The sequence below is a fragment of the Streptomyces sp. NPDC107546 genome (genome assembly GCF_055639175.1).
This window is the reverse complement of the sequence record NZ_JBVKBA010000031.1, coordinates 42,337-63,992: the sequence shown is the minus strand read 5'-3', so window position 1 is coordinate 63,992 and position 21,656 is coordinate 42,337. Positions and strand designations below refer to the sequence as shown.

The window sequence follows — 21,656 nt, the reverse complement described above, 5'->3', positions numbered from 1 at the left end:
CTGGAACGACCCGCGACCCGTCCGATTCGGACGGTCCTACGGACGGGCACACCGAGGGCCTGCAGGGCGGCCTTCAGCTCGACGTCCGTACGCCCCTCCTGGCCTGGCAGTTCACGCATCGCCGGGTACAACTCGCGCAGGTGGATCCCGGGCCGTTTGTCGATGCGGTCGAGGAGCCACCGAACGAGGGCCTCGCGGGGGTCGAGCGAGACCGGTTCAGGCCTTCGGCGGACCTGCTCTGCCCGCTGCCGTCAGAAGGCCTATCGGCAGCGCCAGTCACGAACGTGCGAGGTCTGCGGAGACCCACTGCTCCCGGAGAATTGTGGCCGGATGTGTTCTCACAGCTGTCGGCAGAAGGCCTACCACCAGCGGAAGCACGAGTATCGGCAAGGATGATGGTCACTATGGAAACGACACCGCCGAGCCGAGCTCTGGTCGAAGCGGGTTGGCAGAAGGTCCGCGATGACGGGCGGGTCCGTCCCGAACTGCTCGAAGCTGCCTACGCCGAACCCCGCCTACGCCAACTGTTCCCGTGGACCGGAATGGGAGAGCTGCACTTCAGCCGCTGCACAGAGTGGCGATGGACATGGGACATTCCCTACATCCAGCCCGCCGCAGACGGCGGCTACTGGGTCTCCGGCCCTCTACGCAGCGAGACCGTCGGGCCGGCCGCAACGCCGCAGGAGGCCATCGCGATGGTGGTCGAGCACCTCCCTCCGAATTCCGGATCTGCTTTCGTCGGAACCCCAGAAGAACTCGCAACCCATGAAGCCGCGGCCTCGTCCGCAGCCGCTGGTCCCCGGAACGCCGACCGCTCCACGAACTGATCCGGTTCCACCCGTCGGGGCCGGGCTCGCAGCAACTTGTCACCGCTCAGGCACCCGCACGGGCGATCAAACTTCGCTGACAATGGTCAAACTTCACTGTCACAGGACACCTGTCTCACATGAACTGGTCCGATTCGCTTGCTGTCCCAGATGATCCGGTCCCGTGGGTCTGCTTCTCCGGTCCCACAGACCCCGGTGGTGTCTGAGCCGTCCCGGGAGCTGACCGATGGGGGCAGGACCTGGTCATAGCCGTGCGGCCGTGCGGACCAGGCCAGCCAGGGCGAGGGAGCGGCTGTGCGCGGGCCAGGCGATGTGGGTCACGACGGAAGGTGCGTCGGTCAAGGGGACGGCCGTGCGCTCGGCCCACAGCCAGGAGCGGGCGGAGTCGGGGACGACCGCCACGGTGCGTCCGAGGGCGATCAGCTGGGCCAGTTGCGTCTGGTTGTGGATCTCGGGGCCAGGGCCGGGTGCGTAGGTGCCGTGGGTGGGCCAGCGGGCGAGCGGCAGATCGGGGACGTCCCTGACATCGGCCACGGACAAGGGCTCGCGGGCGGCGAGGGGGTGCCCGGCAGGCAGGACGGCGACCTGCCCCTCGCTCGTCAGTGCCTCGCTGTCGAACCCGGCGAGGGAGTTCCACGGCGTGTGCATGAGCGCGACATCGGCGCGTCCGTCGCGCAGCAGCTCTTCCTGCTCGCAGATGCCACACGGCAGCACCTCGATCTCGGCACTGTCGGGCTCGGCCGCGTAGGCGTCGAGAAGCTTCCGCAGCAGTTCGTACGACGCGGCAGCCTTCACCTCAAGGACCAGCCGACCGCGGGCGCCGCCGGAGCTGTCGGCACCGCCGGCGCGCCGGGTGCGGCGAGCGGCGGCGACGGTCGCGTCGAGGGGCGCCCGGCCCTCGTGCAACAGCACCTCTCCGGCACCGGTCAGGCGGCACCACGGCGGTTGCGCTGCAGCAGGCAGACCCCGAGGCGCCGTTCGAGCTGCTGAATCGCCCGCGACAGCGGCGGCTGGGCCATGCCGAGGCGCTCGGCGGCGCGCCCGAAGTGCAGTTCCTCGGCGACGGCCCCGGAGTACCTCAACTCGCGGGTTTCGAGGGGGTCCACGGCCGCAGCATAGGCCGTGATACCTAGCGGGTATGACAGGGCACCGTATCGGTCTTGGCCGCGCCACTCATCCCAGGGCCACCATCATCAGCATGAGCGAAACGATGATCGCGCTGGTGACCGGCGCGAACAAGGGCATCGGGTACGAGATCGCGGCCGGGCTGGGCAGCCTCGGGTACCGCGTGGGTGTGGGGGGCCCGCGACGAGACCCGACGCGGAAACGCCGTCGGAAAACTGCGCGCCCTCGGCGTGGACGCGTTCGGGGTACCGCTGGACGTGACCGACGACCGGAGCGTGACCGATGCCGCGGAACTGGTCGAACGGCTGGCCGGGCGCCTGGACGCCCTGGTCAACAACGCCGGCATCTCGGGCGAGATGGGCCCGGGGTGGGAGCAGTACCCGACCGCGCTCGACCTGGAGGTGCTCCGCACGGTCGTGGATACCAACGTCATGGGTGTCGTCCGGGTGACCAACGCGATGCAGCCGCTGCTGCGGCGCTCGGCCTCGCCACGCATCGTCAACGTCTCCAGCAGCGTCGGCTCCCTGACTCGGCAGGCGGACCCCGACATCGAGATCGGCCCGATCATGGCGGCCTACGCGCCGTCGAAGTCGTTCCTCAACGCCCTCACCATCCAGTACGCCCGGCAGTTCACCGATACGAACATCCTGATCAATGCCGCCTGCCCAGGCCTGGTCGCCACCGACTTCACCGGCTTCCACGGATCCCGCACCCCCGAACAGGGCGCCGCCACAGCGATCCGGCTCCCACACTGCCCGACGGCGGCCCGAGCGGTTCGTTCTTCGAGGACGACGGCGTCGACCCCTGGTGACCACGAACTGCCCTGAGCCGACGAAGCCCCGGCGGGTCCACGAAACGGTGCGGACGGACCGGATCGGATGAGACAGCGGGAGGCATCCGTCCGACCAGGACCAGATCGACTGGGACTCCGGCGACGCAGCGTCTCAACCGATCCGGTCGCCGCAGGCGACGGCCCCGCTCCCGGACCAGCTCATCGGAGACGGGACAGGAGGGGTTCGGGCATCACTCTCCGCTTCCGTCCATCCAACTAGCCACCTGCCCCTGTCGCCGCCCCTGCGCCCGGCTCACCCCTTGCCAGCCCAGCGCGGCCGCCAGGCGGAAACCAGCGCGCCGTACAAACCTGGGTCCAGCTGGGGCTCCTGGGTCCTGGGTCCGGCGTTTTCGCAGGTAGACCCACGACGCGCACCGGAGCTGGGTCCTGGGTCCAGCTGGGTCCACCGCTCTGTGTCACCGGGGACGGGTTTCGTCCGTAGCGAGGACCGGCGCCGCGTCCCGGCGATACCGTGAGGACACACGCCAGCAACTGCCCAGGAGCCTCGGATGAGTCAGCAGCCGGCCCCCGTGCCCGACCGTCAGCCCCTCGATGAGAACGCCGCCGCGTCGATCCGCGCCTACGCGGCCGACCAGCGCGCCCGGGTCGACGTCCTCGCCTCGGTGCTGGAGGACATCGCGGAGAACGGCTACCCGGCCGCCGAGTCCGGCGTGCTGTGGGAGGAAGCCCGCGACGCCCACCTGGAGCGCCTCGCCGGCGAGCAGCCCCGTGTCGCCTGACCACGCACCGCGCCGGTCCCAGGTCGTCCTGGTGGAGCCCGCCCTGAGCCAGCTGGCGAAGCTGACGGCGGCCGAGACGCACCGCCTGGACCGCGCGATCGTCGCGATCAGCGTCAACCCGGAACTGGGCACCCCGGTGCCCGACACCCTGCTGCGCGACTACATGGACGACGTCGACGGGGTCCGAGTGATCTACTACGTAACCGCCCTTCGGCAGATCACCATCGTGGCCTACGTTGAGGCGTAAGGCCTCCCGAGCACCCGTCGCAGCGCCCCGGACTCCCGCCTCGTCCGGGGCGCTGCTGCGTCCGCTGCACGGTGCAGCGCCGGGTGCAGTGCAGTGCTGCTCGGTGTAGTCCGTGTCCTGCTCGGTCTGCTGCATGGTGCTCCTCGGGGGTGGCTGGGGTGCTGTTGTTGGGTGCCGGAGAGCGATGACACTCGGGGCCGGCGGCCGGGCCCGCGCAAAGGCGCTGCTCGGGCAGTGGGGGGAGTGCTTCAACGGCGCACGGGGGCTGCTCGTGCAGCAGGCCTGTTCCGCGCGCTGCTGCTCGTGCTCTTGGTCGTAGTCGTCGGGTTGGTCGCTGAGGCGGTGGTGTGGTGTAGCGCAGCATTTACATGGCCCAGGCAACACACGAGTGCTGAACGAGGTGCCTGAAAACAGGCCTGGCCTGTCAGGAGCCAGGGCCTCAGAGGAGCCTGAATCCGTGAGCCGACAAGAAGTTGCTGCCTGGGAAGCCTGGCATCAGCGACCGAAGCGACTGGCTGATGGAGAAACAGGCGCAGGACCCCGCCCTGACCCCCTGTCTAGTGTCCGGTCGCTTCAGTCGCTTGGGTCGCTATGGAGTCTCTTGCTCAGCGACTGAAGCTCAGCGACTCAGCCGCTCTTCGGTCGCTAGGCATATGGGTGCCAAAACCGCAGGCCAGCGGGCTGGTGCCGACGCATCAGCGACTGAAGCGACTCAGACTTCGGATATATGAGACGTTCCTGTGTGCGCGTGTGCGTCATATATAGAGACCTTCAGTCGCTTCAGTCGCTGTTTCAGGAAGCTGACCGCCTGTGACCTGGCCGTTTCACTCTGGGCTGTGGGCAGCGACCGAGGCGCGTTGAGTCGCTTCGGCGGTCGTTGGGTCGCTGGAGACGGTTGGCCAGTCGCATCATCGACACGGGTCGAGGTTCTTTCGCATGTGCTCCATGACCTCATCGGCCACGTTCGCTACTCTGTGTCCGTCGTTGAGTCGCTTCGGTCGCTGATAGGGGGTGGAGATGCCTGCTGAGCTGCGCACTTCTCGCAGCGACTCACGGCAGCCTGCCCCCGAATCTTCAGTCGCTGAGCTGCCGCTGGCTACTGCGCGCTGGTGCGCACGCCGGGGCTGGCCTGTGCACCCTCTCGCTCCCGGCCGAAAGACCCCCGCAGCGAACTGCCCCGACTGCCGGACGGCCTCTCACCCGCCTGCCGGATGCCCCTGCCTTTCCGCGGGCCGCTGGTGCCACGGCTTCCATGCTGCAACCCTCGACCAGCGACGCATCGAACAATGGTGGAGCGCCCACCCCAACTTCGGCGTCGGAGTCGCCTGTGGCCCCGCAGGCCTCGTCGTGATCGACATCGACGCCAAGCCGGCCCAGCCCCCGAGCCGGGATCGGATCCTGCCCGGCATCCCCATCGGCGACCACGTCGACCTCACAGGCATGGCCACCGGCTTCCACACTCTCGCCGTCCTGGCCGCACTCCGCGGCCAGCCCAGCCCCGCCGAGGACGACACGACGCTGCGCGTGCAGACCCCGTCCGGCGGCCTGCACGTCTGGTACCGGGTGCCAGACGGCCGCCGCTGGCAGTGCTCGGCTGGCTCAAGCCAAGGACGGGCCCTGGCGTGGCAGGTCGACGTACGCGCCCACGGCGGCTACATCATCGCCCCCGGCACCCGCACCACCCACGGCACCTACACCCCACTCGACGACGTCCGTGAGCCCGCCGCACTGCCCGCCTGGCTCGCCCAAGAACTCGAGCGCACCGGCCACCTTCCCGCATCCAGCGTTCCCACCCCCCGGCCAGTTCCGCCCCGCGCCCGGCAAGCCGTCCTCGCCGCGGGCGGCGGCCGCGACCGTACTAGCCGCACCCTCGCCGCCGTCCTCGCCCCCGTCGAGGCCTGCGGCCAAGTCCCCGAGGGCGCCGGGTTCTCCGACGCCCTCAACCGCGCCGCCTACACCCTGGGCGGCCTCATCGCCGCCGGCCGCCTGCCCCAGGACGAGGCCGAGCGCGCCCTGAAAGAGACCGCTACCCTCGCCCGCCCAGGCCAGGAACGCCGCTGCGAACAGATCATCCGCAGCGGCATGGCCGCCGGCCTCAAACGCCCCCTCAACACCACCCGTGGGGGCCGCCCATGACCTCACCGCGCAACGAAACCCAGACCCTCTTCGACTTCGACCCCGAAGCCGTCGCCGCCCAAATCCGCAACCAAGGCCACATCCCCGTCCCGGCGCAGGCCGACGCGGAACGCGCCCGAACCGGGGAGGCGACCGCCGCCGGGCTACTGCCCGACACCCTCTCCGACCGCGGCAACGCCAAACTGTTCGTCAAGCTCTACGCCAACGACTACCGGCACGTCCCCGGCATCGGCTGGTACCGCTGGGACACCACACGCTGGCAGATCGACGAAGACGACACGGTCCTATGGGCGGCCGGCGACCTCGCAGAGAACATCGCCGACCACGACCCTCGAGGCTTGTACACCACCCAGACCCTGCAGCAGCACCGCCGCCGCTCCCTGTCCACGGCCGGCATCAACGCCATGCTCACCCAGGCCAAATCCGCCCCCGGCATGGTCCTCAACGCCGCACTCCTGGACGCCGATCCGTACGCTCTGTGCACCCCGGACGGAATCGTCGACCTGCGCACCGGCCTGATCAAGACCCCCGACCCGAACAAGGACTTCCACTCCCGCTCCACCACCGTCGGTCCCCAGCATGTGCCCACCCCGCGCTGGGACCGCTTCCTGACCGACACCTTCGGCGAGGATGCCGAAGGCCGCGAGATGATCGCCTACCTGCAGCTGCTGCTCGGCTACTCCGTCACCGGCGATGTCGGCGCCCAGGTTCTGCCCTTCCTCTTCGGATCCGGCAAGAACGGCAAATCCGTCCTACTGGACGTGCTGATGAAACTGCTTGGCGACTACGCCGACGCCGCTCCGCCCGGCTTCTTGATGGCACGCCCCTACGAAGGCCACCCAACCGACCTGGCCGAGCTCCACGGCCGGCGCGTCATCGTCTGCTCCGAGGTCAAGCCCGGCGACAAGTTCGACGAGGCCCGCGTCAAACTGCTTACCGGCGGCGACCGCATCAAGGCCCGCCGCATGCGGCAGGACTTCTTCAGCTTCCAGCCCACCCACAAACTCTGGCTGCTGGGCAATCACCGGCCCGAAGTGGGCACCGGAGGCTTCGCGTTCTGGCGCCGCATGCGTCTGATCCCCTTCGAACGCGTCGTCCCCGATGACCGCAAAATCGACAACCTGGCCGACATCCTCGTCACCGAAGAAGGCCCCGGCATCCTCGGCTGGCTCATCGACGGCGCCCGCCGCTACCTCGCCGGCGACCGCGACCTCACCGGCCCCGAACGCGTCCGCATCGCCACCACCGCCTACGCCGAAACCGAAGACCACACCGGCCGCTTCTACGACGAATGCTGCACCCTCGGCCCAGACCTGCGCGCCGAGCAGACCGCCCTCTACGCCGCGTACAAGGCGTGGTGCCAAAATGAAGGGGCACCAGCCATGTCCTCGCGCGCATTCGCTGCCCGCACCCGAGAACTCGTCGGGCTGGCCTCGCCCAAGGAGATGATCCTGTCCAACCAGCGCAAGCACTATCCGGGCATCGGACTGCTCACCGACGAGGAAAGGGACGCCACCGCATGAGCTCCCTGATCACCGAGGACGAGATCAGCCACGAAACCGACATCGTCTGGCTGGAAGACATCGAACACCTCGACTACGTCCGCCAGAGCCTGGACCGACTGCCCACCCGCCGCGGCAAACCCCCCTACCACCGCCCCGGCCGCATGGTCGGCTACGCCCTCCTCGGCCCCCAGGCCAAAGCCTCCCGCTCCTCCGGCACCTTCCGCCGCCGCGTCTTCTGGCTCCTGCCCCACGACCGAGACACTGTCCCCGACGGCCTCTACGCAAAAGGTGCCCCCGCCGAGGCCGTGGATCCCCGCACCCTCGCCGCGGGCGTCAAGGGCTACAAGACCGAACGCTCTGAAGGCGGCCCGCCCTCCAGCGCGATGCAAGAACTCGGCATAACCCTCCCACTGTGACTGTCAGCCCACTTCAGCGCGCCACGGTCTATTGCCGGAACGACGGGCAGAACTCCGGCTCGCGGGACGAGGTAACTGCCCGCGCGACGCCGACCGCAAAGTTGAACTCCGAGATGGACTACTGCCATGCCCCATCCTCGGAACGACAGTGAGCCAGAGAGTTTTTGGTCGTTGGCTGCATGTACCAAAAACTGCAGGTCAGAGTGGTCATGACAAGCCGAGCAGCGACTGAAGCGACTCGCAGTCGGAATACAGAACGGTAAGCACGATCCGCTAGATCAAGGACGGCCAGATCGCCGCTGCCGACGGCAGAGAGTAAGAGAGGGGTGGGTCGATGGACAGGGTCGGGGACGGCCTCGAACAGGCACTCCAGAAGGCGTTCACCCGCCCCATCCCGAAGAGCGCAGGCGCGCAGATGCGCTACGTCGTCAAGCAGCTCAAGGGGACCAGGCCGACGGCCGAGCTACTCGGCATCACCCAACGCACGGTCGAACGCTACGTCAAGGACCAGATCCGCAAGCCCAGACGAGAGCTCGCGGAGCGCCTCGAGCGCGAAGTCCGCAGACGCTGGCAGCCGCAGGTCCGCGCCCGCGCGAAGAAGCAGGCGGCCACCACCACCGGCATCGTCATCGACACCCGCGCCCGCTTCGGCTACACCGCCGCCCCCGGCACCACCGACGACCCCCGGCTGCGCCACCTCACCGTGGCCCTGCCCCCCGAGTACGCCGCCCGCCTCTTCGACGCACAGGAAGCCGGCGCCACCGAGCGGCAGCTGCGCGACATCGCAGCCGAGGGCCTCGGCGAGATCTACTTCCGGGACCGCGGCCGCCGCGCCCAGCGCCTCGACGTTGAGTTCACCGACGTCGAGCACGTCGAGTTCGACCTCTGAGCCTGTTCACCGACGGCCCGGGCAGCTCAGCAGGAGGAGAAACGTCGCAGGTTGGCGCAGAGACAGAGCGATGAGGCGAAGCGGTGTTCTTCGAGCTTCTCGCCGTGATTTCGGATAATTCCCGCTTTCGGGTGGACGCGATAGGCGCGTTTCCCCGACGAACCAGACCGGTGTTGTGCTGCCGGAAGAATGGACCAGACCTGGTCGACAGCGACGGGAGCAGTCGTGGGCATCATCGGGACCTGGAACCTGGAAAACTTCTGCCGACCGCTGCCGCCGGGCAGCCCGGCATCCGCCAACAAGTGCGCTGCCAAGGACGAGGCCACCTACGAGGCGAAGGTGGAAGCGCTGGCCGGAGTGATCAGCGAGATCGGGCCGGACCTGCTCGGGGTACAGGAGGTCGGCAGCCATGAGGCCCTGGACGACCTGGCTGCGAAGCTGCCGGGCACCTGGCACACCGCGGTGTCGAACCATCCCGACGGACGCGGCATCCGGGTGGGGATCATCAGCCGCTGGCCGCTGCTCGACCTCCACCAGCGCGTCGCCTTCCCAGACCACCTGGGCCCGGTCCAGGTCGACGACGACGGCGGCACCATCAACGAGATGGGCCGCGGAGCCCTGTCCGCGCGAGTGGAGCCGGCCCCCGGAAAGAGCCTCCACGTAGCCGTCTGCCACCTGAAGTCCAAGCTCCTGACCTTCCCGGGCAACCAGCACAGCACGCACGACGAAGGCCTGCGCGCCCGCTACGCCGCCTACGCACTCTTCCGCCGCGGCGCCGAAGCCGTCACCATGCGCGCCCTGGCCGACGAGCTCCTCCAGGACGACGGCATCAACCGCGACGTCATCGTGCTGGGCGACTTCAACGACGACTGGCAAGCCGCCACCACCCAGATCCTCTACGGCCCGCCCGGCTCCCAGATCGGCACCAGCGGCTTCGACCACCCCGACCAGGGCGACACAAAGAGACTGTGGAACCTCGCCCCGCGCATCCTCGAACAAGGCGGATACTCCCGCATCTTCGAGGGCCAGCCCGAACTCATCGACCACATCCTGATCAGCCACTCCCTGCTCGCAAAATTCCAGAAGGTCTCCACCACAACCAACAAGCTGCCAACCGTGGTGTCCACGCAGCCGGCCGCACCGCACGACAAGCCTTCCGACCACTCGCCCGTGGTAGCCACGTTCAATCTCTAGTCCCGCGCCGGCGCGGTCCGCCCCACCCCCGGAACCAGCAGATCGCCGACATCGGCGCCATCCATCCACCCGAGAAGGAGACCCTCGGCCTCGCCATCGAGATCAGGCGGCTCTCCGTCGACTGATGATTTATCCGTGGTGCACGGGGCTGTGTTCCGGCCCGTCACGGACACATAGAGCGAGCCATCCTCCAACATTCGTTAATGAACATGTCAACAACGCGCCAAACCTGTCACTACGACATGTAGTGTCCCACCGGTACCGGACACTGACATGACGTCAAAGGGGGAGTGGCCGTGACAGGCTTCCGCGCGCCGGCGCAGAGCGACTTTCACGCCTATGCGGAGCTCACGAAGAAGCAGAGCGACCATTTGGGCAGACTTGTGCAGTGGAGTGCCAACGAGTGCGCGCAGGTCGACGGCCTGGACGGACTGCTCCTTGTGGCGCGCGCGTTCGTCCCCGAGGTCTCGGCCTTCTTCAGCGACAAGCTTGCCCAGTGCCAGCGCGGTATGGGCGTGATCGACGAAAAGATCCAGCGCACGAGTGCCGCCTACACCCAGGTCGACCAGGACAACGCGGCGTATCTGCGCAACATATACCCGCAGTCCTCCTTCTCCTTCCCGGACATCTCGACGCTTCCCGGCGCCTCGCACCTGGGCAACTTCAGCGACGAGGAAGTCGAACTCAAGAAACTGGACGACGCCGACGAAACCACGTCGAAAGCCATCCACGCCGCGCTGTTCGCGGCCAAGCACAGTGCAGACCTCAAGATGGCGGAGCACGCCTTCCAGTGGTGCACCGGCCAGAGCCTGGTCGAATTGATGCTGACGCCTCTCTTCGGCGAATTCGGTCGGCTGAGTTACCTGCACCACGCCTACGACGAATTGGCCAATGCGGCGTACACGGTGGCCGGAACGCTGCGCAGGGGTTCCTGGAGGCTCGGCAGTGAGTGGTCCGGGGAGACCGCGACGAACTTCGACTCGTACATGTTCCGCTGGACCATGGGCATCGGCGGCATCGGTGATGCGGCCAAGCTCGCGGGCAACGCGTTCAAGGACGGCTACTACGTCGTCGTGGGACTCGTCTGGAAGGCGCTCAGCGAGATCGGCGAGCTGATGGAGAACGAGATAAAGCAACTCATCGAGCAGTTCGCGGAAATGATTGCCGGCGACGCCGCCATCGAAGCGGTCGGCCTCGGGCCCGAAGACCCGGTCGCGGACGCCGTCGCGGGCTTCTGGACCGCCGAAAGGCTCTACAACATGTACAAGATCGTCAGGTTCATCATCAACAAGATCGGCATGATCCAGACGATCTTCGAGCAGATCTCCGAAGCCTTGGATGCCATCAAGAAGGAGGCCAAGAAGGCCATGGACTTCGTGGAGTCGCCCCCGTCCGTCGGCAGTCTCATCGACGACGTGGAGCAGCGCGGCTTCGAGTTCGAGAAGAGCGGCGGCTGGTCCCCGACCATGGGGGCGTCCCGCATCGGCATGCTACCCGCGGCCTGAACATCAGCACCGGCGCCCACGCCCAGGAGGAATCCAGTGAACCAGTTGCTCCAGTCACTTCAGGAGTTCACGGTCTCTGCCGACTACAGCCGCTCGCACACCACCTGGGAGGTGCGGGAAGCCGGGCAGCACGCGCCCGTGATCCTGATGCACAAGGATTCCCCGCACCACTCCATGCCCGAATACCGCGTATTCCCCTCGGAACGCCCGGACGAGACCCTGGGGTTCGTCACTCCGTGGATGCCGTTCTCGGCCGACCGCAGGCAGATCGGCGAGGTCCGCTCCCCCGACTGGCACCGGCATACCGGCGCGTGGACCCTGGTCCAGCATGACCTCGGGGAACTGACCGGGCAGCCCAAAGGCCTGAACACCAGGCTGCGCCGCGCTCCGGTCATCGACTGGTACCTCAGCCGCCCGAGCCTCGACGCCATTCTGTCCGCACAGCACCGCTTTTCCGGGCCGCAGTCCGAGGGGTTCGACTTCGCCCGGCGCGCAGGGATCCGGGCCACCTACGACGTCACGGTCCATGACTCCCGCGTGAACCGGCTGCTGATCCTCGCCTGGGTCCTGCACTTCAACGGGCACCACTCCATGGATGTACGCAAGACCGCGGTCGACCTGACCACCAACCCGTTCCGCGGCCTCGGCGAGGCGCGACAGGCCATGAAGCGCCAGAAGGCCCGACAGGCCCAGCAGAACCGGCAGACCGGGCAGAACTAAGCGGAAGGAACTGGAGCACGACCATGCCCTCCTACCACGCATACGGCGGCACAGACCCCGAGGACGACCCCGCCGCGCAGCGCCGTGCGGCCCGAATCACCGAGTTCGGCGAGGAGTTGGTGGCCAGCCAGACATGGCGGCAGAAGGAGATCGCAGGCAGGATCTACCAGGAGCTTAAGGCCGGCGCCCACGTCGAGGACATTCAGCACCTCATCAAGCAGCTACGCCAGACCACCATCGAGGACGCCCGCGACCGGAGCACGCAAAGGCGCCCAGGCGGCCGACGGTGATCCGGTCGCTCACCTCCTTCTCCGTGCTCCCCCGCTTCGGCCGTACTTCCCCCCTTCGACGTGCACGCCGACGGCACGGCCCGTTCGTGACCCGCACGTGAAACCCCACTCCGCCGGCGCTGGGTTACGGTCGCCGTGTGGCACATGAGGTCGATACGCGGTGGCTCCTGGTGTCGGTGACGACGGCGGGAGCCGCGTCGTCGCTGCGGATGCAGGTATGGCGAAAGCTGAAGGGACTGGGGGCGCTGTATCTGCAGCAGTCGGTGTGCCTGTTGCCCGACCGGCCGGCGGTGGCTGGCGCGGTCGCCGAGTTGGGCGAGCGGGTCAGGACGGATGGCGGGCGTATGCGGGTCGTCCACGTCAAGATCTCTGACGAAGGCGAGCGATGCGGACTCGCTGAGGAGATGACCGCCGCGGTCGACAGCGAGTACGCGGAGGTGCTGGAACGGCTGCCGTCGTTTTTCACGGAGCTCGAGATGGAGTCCGGGCGCGGACGCGCGATCTTCGCGGAGGTGGAGGAGTCGGAGGCGGACCTGGAGCGGTTCCGCTCGTGGGTCGCGAAGATCGAGGCCCGGGACTACTTCGGCGCTCCGCGGGGGGAACTGGTGCGCGCCGAGTTGGCGCGGGCGTCCCAGGCGCTGGCCGCGTTCGAGGCGGCTGCGCTGGGAGGCGAGCACTCCGACAGCGCCGACACGCCGACAAACCCCGCCTGAGCTGGGCACAGCGGCGAGCAGTATCAGGGCGGGCGCGCCTCTGAACGGTTACGGGGGATCGCCCACCTACTCCTGAGCAGCGGCCACCGGCAGTCCGGCAAGGCGGCGTACGACGTTCAGCCCGTCATCGGTGCCGGGCCAGTGGCGGGTGAGGGCGTCGGATCCGGACTGCCGGATGACGGCGCGCAGCACCAGGGCGACGGCAATGGCGTCGTCGGAGTAACCCAGGACCGGGATGAAGTCGGGGACCAGGTCGATGGGCAGGGCGAGGTAGCCGGCCAGGATCCACAGCAGCCAGCGGGTGCGGCGCGGGATGGACCGGTCACGGGCGAGGCGGGACACCAGGCGGAGCAGGTCGGGCAGGAGGCGGACCGCCTCGGTGAGCAGGTTGCCTTTCGGACGCGCGATCGCCAGCGTGGCGAGCAGGAGCAGCCAGCAGGCCAGAAAGCCCACCGTGACGCCGATCGCTGTCTGCCATATGCCGCTCACTGATCCACCTCATAGTCCATTGGCGCCGACCCGCCTCATGCCATGTTACGCCCGTAACAATGTTACTGGTGTAACATTCTCGCTGCTGTGAGGTCGGCACCCGCGCCTCGACTTCCCAGCCCGTCCAAGGGGAGTAACCCCGACTCTCCTTGGACCCTACGTGTTGTAGGGTCCGGCGCCATGAGCTGGTTTCATGCCGTCGTCCTGGGCTTGTTGCAGGGACTGACCGAGTTCCTGCCCGTCTCCTCCAGCGCCCACCTGCGAGTCTTCTCCGCCCTCGCAGGCTGGGAGGATCCCGGTGCGGCGTTCACCGCCGTGACCCAGCTGGGCACGGAGAGCGCTGTACTGATCTACTTCCGGCGCGACATCGGCAACATCATCCGCGCCTGGAGCGCCTCGCTCGTACGACCGGAGCGGCGCAAGGACCCGGACGCGCGCATGGGCTGGTTCGTCATCGTCGGCACGCTTCCGATCGGCGTGCTCGGCATGGCGTTCCAGGACACCATCGAGACATCGCTGCGAGACCTGCGGATCGTGGGCACCACGCTGATCGTCTTCGGCCTGGTCCTTGCGGTGGCCGACCGGACGCGGGCCATCCGGTACGCCAAGCCGGTCACCGAGCTGACCTTCCCGCAGGCACTGGGCTACGGCTTCGCGCAGTCTCTCGCTCTGATTCCGGGGGTTTCGCGTTCGGGCGGCACCATCAGCGCGGGCCTGTTCATGGGCTACACCCGCGAAGGCGCCGCACGCTATTCGTTCCTGCTGGCCATCCCCGCAGTGCTGGCCTCCGGCGGACTGGAGCTGCTCAAGATCGGTGAGGGTCCTGGGCCCGCGTGGGGGCCGACGCTGCTGGCGACCGGCATCGCGTTCGTGGTCGGGTACGCGGCGGTGGCGTGGTTCCTGAAGTACATCTCCCACAACAGCTTCATCCCGTTCGTGGTCTACAGGGTGCTGCTGGGCATCGCCATCATCGGGCTGGTGACCGCCGGCGTGCTCGCTCCGGGCGCAGGCTCCATGGGCTGATATGCACGTGACGGTGGGTCAGCCTCAGCGCTCTTCCTCGTCATGGCCGTCGTCCTCGACCTTGTGCTCCCTCTTGCTGTGGTCTTCTTGACCGCCGTCGCCTCCCGTACCCGAGGGTGTCGGCAGTTGTGGGGGAGCGGTCATGGCCGTGGGTGTCACAGGGACGGTCGGTGCGGTGGGCTGCGCCGGCGTTTTTGAGGGGGCGGCCCGACCGGTGGGGAGCGTGACCCGGGCGCCGCCCCCGGCGGGTTGCGCCTCGTTCCCGGGGAGGGTTAGGCCGTCCGTGACCATCGCCACGACGAGGAGGACACCAAGGAAGACGAAAGCCACGACGGCGGCGCTCAGGGCCGTGGCTCTGCGGTCTCCCAGCCGGTCCCACAGCCCTGGGCCGTCCTCCTCGGGGTCGTCGACGGCGGGGGTCACCGTGATCGGCGAGATCGGGGCGTCACCGAGAGGCCGGGCGGAGTTACACGTATCCGGCTCCGGCCTTGAGGACGGCTGAGGACGGCCTTCGGACTCGGATCGCACGGTGTCCTTTCCTGGCCTGGGGGCATGACCGCTGACCGGCAGCCTAGGAGGCCGGGGGACAGGACAAGTGCAGAGCTGTGCCAGCGGGTTGTTAGGAATCGACCAACGTTCCGCTCAGGCCGTGTCAGGCCGCTGGGCGGCGTGCGGCAGGCTGGTAGGCGGCGTCGGATCGGAATCGGCTGTCGATGCCTATGGGCGGCGGTGATGCCACCGCGGTGAGCGGGGCGGTGTTCTCGAGCGCGTGGGAGCGGGCCGCGATCACGGCCGACAGGGCGACGGCGGCCACGGCGGAGATCGCGCCGCCGAGGATGAGGCTGAAGCGGGCGCCGAGGGTGTCGGAGACCAGGCCGACCAGGGGGGCGCCAATGGGGGTGCCGCCGAGCAGGACGAGCAGGTAGACGGAGACGATACGGCCGCGCAGGCTCGGATCGGCGTGGAGCTGGGTCATGGCGTTGGCGGTGGTCGTGACGGTCACGGAGGCGAGACCGGTGGGCAGGAGCAGGAGGAGGAAGGTGGCGTAGCCGGGCATGAGGCCCGCCACGGCCTCCAGGGTTCCGAAGACGACCGTGGCGGTGACCAGACGGCGGATGGTGGGAGGTTTTCGTTTGCCGGCTCCGCGCAATGCGCCGATGAGGCTGCCGATGGCGTAGGCGGCGGACAGGTAGCCGTAGGCGGCGGAGCCGGAGTGGAAGACGGTGATGGCGACCAGGGAGATGGTGACCTGGAAGTTGAGGCCGAAGGTGCCGACGAAGGCGATGACCGTGATCGGCAGCAGCAGGTCGGGGGTGGAGCGGATGGCGCGGAAGGCGTCGGACAGTCGGGTGTTTCCGCGTCTCTTCTCCTTCGGGGCGTACAGCTCGCCGGCTCTGATCGCGATCAGGCCGTAGAGGACGGCCAGGTACGACGCTGCGTTGATCAGGAAGACGGGTCCGGTGCCCGCTGCGGCGACCGCCAGGCCCGCCACGGCCGGGCCGATCGCACGAGCGACATTGAACTGCGCGGAGTTGAGACTGACCGCGTTGGCCAGGCGTTCCCTGCCGACGAGTTCCGAGACGAAGGCGTTGCGGGCCGGGCTGTCCAGGGCAGTCGCGGTGCCGAGTACGAAGGCCAGGGCGTACACGTACCACAGGTTCACCGCACCGGTGACGGTCAGGACGCCCAGCAGCAGCGACTGCAGGCCCATGGCGGTCTGGGTGACGATCAGCAGGCGGCGTTTGGGGAAGCGGTCGGCGAAGACGCCCCCGGAGAGCCCGAAGAGCGTCTGGGGCAAGAACTGCAAGGCAGTCAGGATGCCGACGGCGCTACCGCTGTTGCCGGTGAGCTGGAGCACCAGCAGATCCTGGGCGGCGCGCTGCATCCAGGTGCCGATGTTGGAGACGAGCTGCCCAATCAGGTAGCGGCGGAAGTTGCGGGCCCCGAGCGTGGCCAGTGCTTCGCTCGGGGCCCGTCGCTTCCCGCCCCTGCGGACCCTGCGGTGCCGGCCCCCCATGTCGAGGGCGGCCACCTGGGCGCGGAGGGACTGCAACCTGTCGCTGCTGCGGACACGGCGGTGCTTGCTCATGACCTTCTACGGGTGGGATCCGGCGGGAACGGAAACAGGGGCGTGGTCGAGGTGGTGGAAGCCGGGGGCCGGGTGCATCAGGAACTCGTGGTGGGAGATGTTCCAGGCGTACGCTCCGGCCAGGGCGAAGGCGATTCTGTCGCCGGCACACAGCCGCGGGACGTGGACGTGGGCGGCCAGGACGTCCTTGGGGGTGCACAACTGGCCGACCAGCGTGACGGGTTGGTTCTGGATCTGCGGGCGCGCCCACGGGCGGTCCCAGGCGTCCGTGGGGATGATCTCGAACGGCTGGTTGTGCCCTTTCGTCGCCGGGGTGCGCAGGTGGTGGGTGCCGCCGCGCAGGACGGCGAAGGCGTGGCCGTGGCTGCGCTTGATGTCGAGGACCTCGGTGACGTACCAGCCGCAGTACACGGAGACCGAGCGGCCCGGCTCGATGCGCAGGGTCAGGTCCGGATACCGCTGAAGCAGGCGGCGCAGGCCGGCGCCGAAGGCCGGCCAGTCGAACCGCTGCTCGGGGCGGGTGTAGTCGACGCCCATGCCGCCGCCGAGGTTGACCTCGGTCAGCTCCAGGCCCTTCTCGTCCGCCCATTCGGTCGCCCAGGTCAGGACCTGCCCGGCCAGGTCGAGCTGGGCGGTAGCGTCCAGGCCGCTGGCGAGGTGGACGTGGATGCTGCGCAGCCGGATGCGTCGGTCCGCGGTGATGAGGGCCAGGCAGCGGTCGAGGTCCAGCGGGTCCAGGCCGAAGGGGCTGGGCTGTCCTCCCATGGCAAGGGCCACCGGGCCCAGCGCGATGGGCAGGTTGACCCGGAGCAGGACGTCCACCGTGCCCTCGCCCAGGAGACGGCCGAGCTGGTGGAGTTCCTGTTCGCTTTCGATGTGCAGGCGCTCCACTCCGGCTTGGAGGGCCTGCCGGAGCTCGGCGGGCGTCTTGCCGGGGCCGCCGAAGGCGATCGGCGTGCCGGGGCAGGTCGCCTGGACGTGCTGCAGTTCACCGCCGGAGGCGACCTCGAAGCCGTCGACATGGTCTTGAAGAACTTTCAGGAGCCGGGGGTCGGAGTTGGCCTTGGCGGCGTAGAAGAGCTGGACGCGCTCGGGCAGAGCGGCCCGGATGGCTGCCGCGTGCTCGCGCAGGTCCCCCAGGTCGTAGACGTAGGCGGGCAGGTCGTCGCCGGTCAGGCCCTCGATGTGGCGGAGAAGGTGGTCCCTCATCGGGTCACCTCGCGAGGGAAGCCCTCGCCGAGCGGGCTGGGCAGGGGTACGTAGCCGGCGTGCCGGTCGGCCTGGCGGGACCAGCGCAGCAGCAGGTTGGCCTTGGCGGGCAGCGGCACGCCCGAGAGCAGGGCGCGCAGCCGGGGCGGGTCGCCGGCGCTGCGGGCGTAGGCGTCGAGGTGGTCGCGGACCAAACCCCACAAGGCCGGTTCCAGGGCGGGGTCGGTGTCGGCGAGGGCGGCGAGCACCTCGGCGGTGTGGTTGACCAGCAGGCAGTAGGCGACCCGGTTCCAGCCGCGTTCGGCGTCGTACGTCATCGGGGCGCGGACGTCCTCGGGCAGGGCCGCGAGGGTCTCGCGGTGGTGCTCGGGGACGAGCTTGGTGCCCTCCAGGTCGCGGAACAGCATCTGCGCCGGTGTGCCGTCGGCGCGGACCCCGACGACGACGTTCTGCAGGTGGGGTTCGAGGACGACGCCGTGCTCGAAGTAGGCGGTCAACGCCGGTGGCAGCAGCAGGCCGAGGTAGGCGTCCCACCAGGCGAGCACGTCGCCGTCGCCGCGGGCCAGCAGGCGGGAGACCTGGGCGGAGCTGGTGGGGTGCTCGTCGGCCACCGCGGCGGCGAGCAGTGGGGTGACGCCGGGGCGCAGGTGCTCGCGCAGACCGGTGCGGACGATGACGCCGAAGCCCTCCAGCAGGGAGAGGTCGTTGTCGAGGGCGATGCTGCGGTAGCCGGGCTCGGCGAGCAGCGCGGTCCCCGGATGCGCCTCGGCGATCTTGGTGAAGAGGGGCTTCAGGATCCGGTTGAGGGCGACGGCGCCGGACAGCTCGTAGGAGGCGTTCTTGCGGACGCAGTTGGTCAGGCGGACGTTCAGGCTGAACTTCAGGAAGGCGTCGGCGTCCGGCTGGTACAGGGTGCGCACTGAAGCGGTGGGGGCGAAGTCGGGGCCGGTGACACCGGTGTCGATGATGTGGCCCGCGGCCATCGCCCTGCGCAGTCCCGGGTAGCTGCTGAGCAGCCGGTACTGCCATGGATGGACGGGCAGGGTCACGAAGCCCTTCCGCTCCTGCGGGTGCAGGGCGTCGAGCCGGCTCAGGTCGCCTTCCTCGCGTACCAGGCGGCGGCGGACGGCCAGGTAGCGCAGGGGGAAGCGGGTGCCGGTCTCCGGCCCGTAGTCCAGCCAGTCCTCCGGGGCGCCGGTGCGGGATTTGGGAGAGGGGTGGAAGCGGTGGCCGAAGACCAGGGACTGCTCCGACGCCAGGTATGGGTCATCCGGCAGCGTCGCGGTCGCGCGCTGTTCGAGGACGGTGTGGATGGTGTTCCTGCTGTCGGTGACCTGGGCCAGGAACTCGTCGTTGGCCACGCCGGTGCGCAGCTGAAGCTCGTCCTGGATGTATCCGGCAAGTTCGCGCCAGCCGACCGTGGTCCACGTGGAGCCGCTGTGCCGCTGTACCGGGCCCTCGAAGCGGTGGGCGCCGATCAGGGAGACGCGGCGCAGGCGTACGCGGAGCAGGGTGTCGCGGCGGGGGAGCCGCAGCAGCAGGTGGTCCTTGGCGACGGTGACCTGCCGTTCGGGCGCGGACACCTCGCGGATCAGGCAGTTGAGCAGGGTGTGGGCGGTGACGGCGTCGGCGGTCTGCTCGAAACTGCCGGCGGGGGCGAGAGCGGTGCTGGTGGTGCTGGGGACGGTCATGCGGTGGGGCTCCCATGAGTGCGGCGGATGTGCTGTTCGGTGCGGCGGGAGGTGCTTCGCCAGTGCGTCGGGGCGGACGTCAGCGATAACGGGCCAGGGGGTTGGGAACGGGGGTCCATTGCGCGGCCCCGGAGTCGTCGGCCAGGCGCATCGCGATGGTCGCCTTCAGCGGCAGCGTGTCGCCGAAGAAGGCCTCCCGGTCCCCGGCCGCGTCCGGAAGGTCGGCGTAGACACGGCGGCCGACGGCGGCCACGGCGGCCCACAGCTCCTCCGGATCGGCTCCTCGGCTGCGGGAGAGGACGTCGACCAGTTCGCTGAAGACGCCGCTGAGCAGGCCGCCGAACAGCTTGGTGCGCAGCGCGGTCTCGTCGTTCCCGGCGCGGGTGCCGGCCAGCGGTGGCAGGGAGAAGCCGTGCAGGGTGAGCCGGTCGGGGTGGATGCGTACGCCGTCCAGGTCGCGGTACAGCACCCGCACCGGACGCCCGTCCCGCAGGGCGACGAGCGTGTTCTGCCCGTGCGCCTCCAGGGCCACACCCATCGACAGCAGCGTCAGCGCGGGCGGCAGGACCAGCCTGGCGAACTCCGTCAGCCAGGTGACCGGGTCCCCGGTCACCATGCTGGCTCCGGTGGCGTGGACGGCGGTGAGCGGGACGGCGATCTCCCCGGGCCCGAGGTGCCACTCGGACGACTCCCGGATCATCGAGGCCAGGCTCGACGACGACTTTCCGTCCACGAGAACGGCGCCGCCGGCCAGTTCGCGCAGGATGCGCAGGCTCTCGCCGTACCCGGCCTTGTCGACGACCGCGGTGACCAGCTCGGACAGCGGGGCACCGTCGCAGACCTCGGCCGGGGAGATGGTGCGCCGGTAGTTGGTGACCTGGACGTCCAGCGCCGTCTTGATGTGGCAGCCGGGCAGGGCGTCGAGCGGGGACATGGTGCGCATCGACAGCAGCGGGCGGGCGGCGATCGTACGGTCCACGACGGTCAGGTCCGGGTGGTGGGCGAGCACGTGGTCGCGCTGCCAGGGGTGCACCGGCATCAGCACCGTGTCGCCCTCGCGTAGTTCCTCAGGCCACTCGCCGGTGCCTTCCCATCGATCGGCCGGTACCGCGACCAGCGCCAGGCGAATGACGGGGTGGTGCTCGGGCGCGTAGGCGAGCACCTCGGCGGCGGACAGCCCGGTGCGGGTACGGCAGCACGGATGCTGCGGGTGGCCGTCGACCACGGCCTGCTCGGCGTCCGCGGAGTCCCGCACCTCGCGCGGCTCATGGTTCGCCGCCCGTGCCAGGGCCAGGTTGGCGATGCTGTTGTCGAGTTCGGCGGCCAACCGTGCCGCGCCACCCGTGAGCGGTCCCAGGGTGGCCAGAAGCCTGGTCGGCTCGTCGATCGGTCCGTCCGGGCCGGTCACAGTGAAGCCGTCGGGGACGGGAGCGAATCGTTCGGCCGCGGCTGACGGGCCGGTGAGCTGTCCGCTGTCGGCGAGGCGGATGACCAGGGTGCCGGCGTCGTGGCGGCGGCTGGCGATGCCCGGCAGGGGCTCGCGGGCGAAGGCACCCCACAGCCGGCCGAGCACCGTGGCACGCGCACCGGGGAGTGCGGCCATGAAGGGCTCGACCAGGTCGGGGCGCACCTGGGGCAGATCGTCGATCGTGCTGCTGTACGGCATTGGGTCACCGTCCCGTGGGCATAGGAAGACGAGCGGAAGGGAATGGGGGAGGCGATATGCGCGGGGCCGGCGCGGCATATCCCGAGATGCTGAGAGGAGCGCGTGTGACCGGCCGGATTCACCGGAGAACCGGGAATGCGGGCGCCATCCGCGATCAACTGCCGACAACGTTACGGGATCGTTAGTTAAGTGATGTCCAGAAGGCGGGAAGGGCGCCATCAGAATCGATCCAGGGTTCTGCTCACTCCACCGCCCCAAAAATAGGACAGTCGCAGGAAAAACGACTGGATGGGCGACTTCCCGGCATGGCCCGGGCGCACGGCGGTTCCCGACTGCCGCCCGCCAACAAC

At 69.0% G+C, this 21,656-nt stretch carries 19 protein-coding genes and 2 pseudogenes; 14 read left to right on the top strand and 7 right to left on the bottom strand.

The genetic code is table 11. From position 1 onward, the window contains the following. The first annotated feature begins 404 nt into the window (after positions 1-404). Positions 405-827: a DUF6193 family natural product biosynthesis protein gene (locus tag ACZ7L1_RS31765; RefSeq protein ID WP_471442058.1), complete on the top strand. Its 423-nt coding sequence runs from the start codon at positions 405-407 to the stop codon at positions 825-827. A gap of 243 nt (positions 828-1,070) precedes the next feature. Here ACZ7L1_RS31765 and ACZ7L1_RS31760 read toward each other — a convergent pair. Continuing rightward, a pseudogene (locus ACZ7L1_RS31760) lies at positions 1,071-1,933 on the bottom strand (LysR family transcriptional regulator). Positions 1,934-2,025: 92 nt separating this feature from the next. On the opposite strand from ACZ7L1_RS31760, the pseudogene ACZ7L1_RS31755 reads away from it, so the two are divergent. The 12 genes and pseudogenes from ACZ7L1_RS31755 (at position 2,026) to ACZ7L1_RS31700 (ending at position 13,139) form a co-directional block, all read left to right on the top strand. Beyond that, positions 2,026-2,763: pseudogene (locus tag ACZ7L1_RS31755) on the top strand (SDR family oxidoreductase). Between the two features lie 530 nt (positions 2,764-3,293). After that, complete coding sequence (locus ACZ7L1_RS31750) at positions 3,294-3,524, top strand: hypothetical protein (RefSeq protein WP_468189794.1); 231 nt, start codon at positions 3,294-3,296, stop codon at positions 3,522-3,524. After that, the gene (locus tag ACZ7L1_RS31745; protein WP_471442056.1) at positions 3,514-3,771 is read left to right on the top strand and encodes a hypothetical protein; all 258 of its coding nucleotides are present in this window, start codon (positions 3,514-3,516) and stop codon (positions 3,769-3,771) included. The genes ACZ7L1_RS31750 and ACZ7L1_RS31745 overlap by 11 nt, the downstream gene beginning before the upstream one ends. 1,017 nt (positions 3,772-4,788) lie before the next feature. Next, on the top strand, positions 4,789-5,907 hold the full coding sequence (locus ACZ7L1_RS31740; RefSeq protein WP_471442054.1) for a bifunctional DNA primase/polymerase: 1,119 nt from the start codon (positions 4,789-4,791) through the stop codon (positions 5,905-5,907). Further along, complete coding sequence (locus ACZ7L1_RS31735; RefSeq protein WP_471442052.1) at positions 5,904-7,430, top strand: DNA primase family protein; 1,527 nt, start codon at positions 5,904-5,906, stop codon at positions 7,428-7,430. The genes ACZ7L1_RS31740 and ACZ7L1_RS31735 overlap by 4 nt, the downstream gene beginning before the upstream one ends. Beyond that, complete coding sequence (locus ACZ7L1_RS31730) at positions 7,427-7,828, top strand: DUF6009 family protein (RefSeq protein WP_471442050.1); 402 nt, start codon at positions 7,427-7,429, stop codon at positions 7,826-7,828. The genes ACZ7L1_RS31735 and ACZ7L1_RS31730 overlap by 4 nt, the downstream gene beginning before the upstream one ends. Positions 7,829-8,162: 334 nt before the next feature. After that, the gene (gene tpg, locus ACZ7L1_RS31725; RefSeq protein ID WP_471442048.1) at positions 8,163-8,717 is read left to right on the top strand and encodes a telomere-protecting terminal protein Tpg; all 555 of its coding nucleotides are present in this window, start codon (positions 8,163-8,165) and stop codon (positions 8,715-8,717) included. A 225-nt stretch (positions 8,718-8,942) separates the two neighbouring features. Next, entirely contained in the window at positions 8,943-9,911 is a 969-nt protein-coding gene (locus ACZ7L1_RS31720; RefSeq protein ID WP_471442046.1) for an endonuclease/exonuclease/phosphatase family protein, read from the top strand. Between the two features lie 296 nt (positions 9,912-10,207). Next, positions 10,208-11,416 carry a hypothetical protein gene (locus tag ACZ7L1_RS31715; protein ID WP_471442044.1) on the top strand — a complete coding sequence of 403 codons (1,209 nt, stop codon included), beginning with the start codon at positions 10,208-10,210 and terminating at the stop codon, positions 11,414-11,416. A gap of 36 nt (positions 11,417-11,452) precedes the next feature. Continuing rightward, positions 11,453-12,136, top strand: coding sequence for a hypothetical protein (locus ACZ7L1_RS31710; protein ID WP_471442042.1), 684 nt, complete (start codon positions 11,453-11,455; stop codon positions 12,134-12,136). 23 nt (positions 12,137-12,159) lie between these two features. Next, positions 12,160-12,426 carry a hypothetical protein gene (locus ACZ7L1_RS31705; RefSeq protein WP_471442040.1) on the top strand — a complete coding sequence of 89 codons (267 nt, stop codon included), beginning with the start codon at positions 12,160-12,162 and terminating at the stop codon, positions 12,424-12,426. Between the two features lie 137 nt (positions 12,427-12,563). Beyond that, a complete protein-coding gene (locus ACZ7L1_RS31700) occupies positions 12,564-13,139 on the top strand; it encodes a Chromate resistance protein ChrB (protein WP_471442038.1) in 576 nt (191 codons plus the stop codon). A 66-nt stretch (positions 13,140-13,205) separates the two neighbouring features. Here ACZ7L1_RS31700 and ACZ7L1_RS31695 read toward each other — a convergent pair whose 3' ends face one another. Next, the gene (locus ACZ7L1_RS31695; protein ID WP_471442036.1) at positions 13,206-13,628 is read right to left on the bottom strand and encodes a YkvA family protein; all 423 of its coding nucleotides are present in this window, start codon (positions 13,626-13,628) and stop codon (positions 13,206-13,208) included. 180 nt (positions 13,629-13,808) lie between these two features. On the opposite strand from ACZ7L1_RS31695, the gene ACZ7L1_RS31690 reads away from it, so the two are divergent. Then, the gene (locus tag ACZ7L1_RS31690; RefSeq protein WP_471442034.1) at positions 13,809-14,651 is read left to right on the top strand and encodes an undecaprenyl-diphosphate phosphatase; all 843 of its coding nucleotides are present in this window, start codon (positions 13,809-13,811) and stop codon (positions 14,649-14,651) included. A gap of 24 nt (positions 14,652-14,675) precedes the next feature. On the opposite strand, the gene ACZ7L1_RS31685 is transcribed toward ACZ7L1_RS31690, so the two are convergent. The 5 genes from ACZ7L1_RS31685 to ACZ7L1_RS31665 form a co-directional block, all read right to left on the bottom strand. Beyond that, positions 14,676-15,074 carry a hypothetical protein gene (locus ACZ7L1_RS31685; RefSeq protein ID WP_471442032.1) on the bottom strand — a complete coding sequence of 133 codons (399 nt, stop codon included), beginning with the start codon at positions 15,072-15,074 and terminating at the stop codon, positions 14,676-14,678. Positions 15,075-15,303: 229 nt separating this feature from the next. After that, positions 15,304-16,740: an MFS transporter gene (locus ACZ7L1_RS31680; RefSeq protein WP_471442030.1), complete on the bottom strand. Its 1,437-nt coding sequence runs from the start codon at positions 16,738-16,740 to the stop codon at positions 15,304-15,306. A gap of 6 nt (positions 16,741-16,746) precedes the next feature. Next, positions 16,747-17,949 (bottom strand): type III PLP-dependent enzyme, encoded by a 1,203-nt coding sequence (locus ACZ7L1_RS31675; RefSeq protein WP_471442028.1) that lies wholly within the window; start codon positions 17,947-17,949, stop codon positions 16,747-16,749. Continuing rightward, positions 17,946-19,640: an IucA/IucC family protein gene (locus ACZ7L1_RS31670; protein WP_471442026.1), complete on the bottom strand. Its 1,695-nt coding sequence runs from the start codon at positions 19,638-19,640 to the stop codon at positions 17,946-17,948. The genes ACZ7L1_RS31675 and ACZ7L1_RS31670 overlap by 4 nt, the downstream gene beginning before the upstream one ends. A 79-nt stretch (positions 19,641-19,719) precedes the next feature. Beyond that, entirely contained in the window at positions 19,720-21,306 is a 1,587-nt protein-coding gene (locus tag ACZ7L1_RS31665; RefSeq protein WP_471442024.1) for an IucA/IucC family protein, read from the bottom strand. Between the last annotated feature and the right edge of the window lie 350 nt (positions 21,307-21,656).

What these genes read in the sequence shown, in the direction of transcription:
- tpg (WP_471442048.1), top strand. Translation starts at nt 8,163, where the DNA reads ATGGACAGGGTCGGGGACGGCCTCGAACAGGCACTCCAGAAGGCGTTC.
- ACZ7L1_RS31735 (WP_471442052.1), top strand. Translation starts at nt 5,904, where the DNA reads ATGACCTCACCGCGCAACGAAACCCAGACCCTCTTCGACTTCGACCCC.
- ACZ7L1_RS31740 (WP_471442054.1), top strand. Translation starts at nt 4,789, where the DNA reads ATGCCTGCTGAGCTGCGCACTTCTCGCAGCGACTCACGGCAGCCTGCC.
- ACZ7L1_RS31765 (WP_471442058.1), top strand. Translation starts at nt 405, where the DNA reads ATGGAAACGACACCGCCGAGCCGAGCTCTGGTCGAAGCGGGTTGGCAG.
- ACZ7L1_RS31670 (WP_471442026.1), bottom strand. Translation starts at nt 19,640, where the DNA reads ATGACCGTCCCCAGCACCACCAGCACCGCTCTCGCCCCCGCCGGCAGT.
- ACZ7L1_RS31675 (WP_471442028.1), bottom strand. Translation starts at nt 17,949, where the DNA reads ATGAGGGACCACCTTCTCCGCCACATCGAGGGCCTGACCGGCGACGAC.
- ACZ7L1_RS31750 (WP_468189794.1), top strand. Translation starts at nt 3,294, where the DNA reads ATGAGTCAGCAGCCGGCCCCCGTGCCCGACCGTCAGCCCCTCGATGAG.
- ACZ7L1_RS31680 (WP_471442030.1), bottom strand. Translation starts at nt 16,740, where the DNA reads ATGAGCAAGCACCGCCGTGTCCGCAGCAGCGACAGGTTGCAGTCCCTC.
- ACZ7L1_RS31690 (WP_471442034.1), top strand. Translation starts at nt 13,809, where the DNA reads ATGAGCTGGTTTCATGCCGTCGTCCTGGGCTTGTTGCAGGGACTGACC.
- ACZ7L1_RS31730 (WP_471442050.1), top strand. Translation starts at nt 7,427, where the DNA reads ATGAGCTCCCTGATCACCGAGGACGAGATCAGCCACGAAACCGACATC.
- ACZ7L1_RS31665 (WP_471442024.1), bottom strand. Translation starts at nt 21,306, where the DNA reads ATGCCGTACAGCAGCACGATCGACGATCTGCCCCAGGTGCGCCCCGAC.
- ACZ7L1_RS31705 (WP_471442040.1), top strand. Translation starts at nt 12,160, where the DNA reads ATGCCCTCCTACCACGCATACGGCGGCACAGACCCCGAGGACGACCCC.